The organism is Pseudomonas brassicacearum (assembly GCF_003732265.1).
In the GTDB taxonomy this organism is placed as follows: domain Bacteria; phylum Pseudomonadota; class Gammaproteobacteria; order Pseudomonadales; family Pseudomonadaceae; genus Aquipseudomonas; species Aquipseudomonas brassicacearum_D.
Window position 1 is genome coordinate 1 of record NZ_MOBK01000437.1, and the last position, 326, is coordinate 326.

Annotated in this window: 1 pseudogene; it reads right to left on the bottom strand. The window is 61.3% G+C overall.

Features of this window, described 5'->3' with window-relative positions:
* Positions 1-326, bottom strand: a pseudogene (locus BK660_RS32110) (septum site-determining protein MinD); the annotation flags it as partial.

Sequence of the window (326 nt, forward strand, 5' to 3'; positions counted from 1 at the left end):
CCAGCAAACGGTCGACGGTATCGCTGTACGCCTGACCGGCATCGCTCTGGTCGTCGAGAATCACCGGGACGCCCTGGTTGGATGCCTTGAGCACCGCCTGGGATTCCGGGATCACGCCGAGCAGCGTTACCGAGAGGATTTCCTTGACGTCTTCAACGCCGAGCATTTCGCCCTTTTCAACACGCTCCGGGTGGTAGCGGGTGATCAGCAGGTGTTCCTTGATCGGGTCTTCGCCACGTTCGGCACGACGCGATTTGCTCGCCAGCAGGCCGAGCATGCGGTCCGAATCTCGTACCGAGGACACTTCCGGGTTGGTCACGACGATC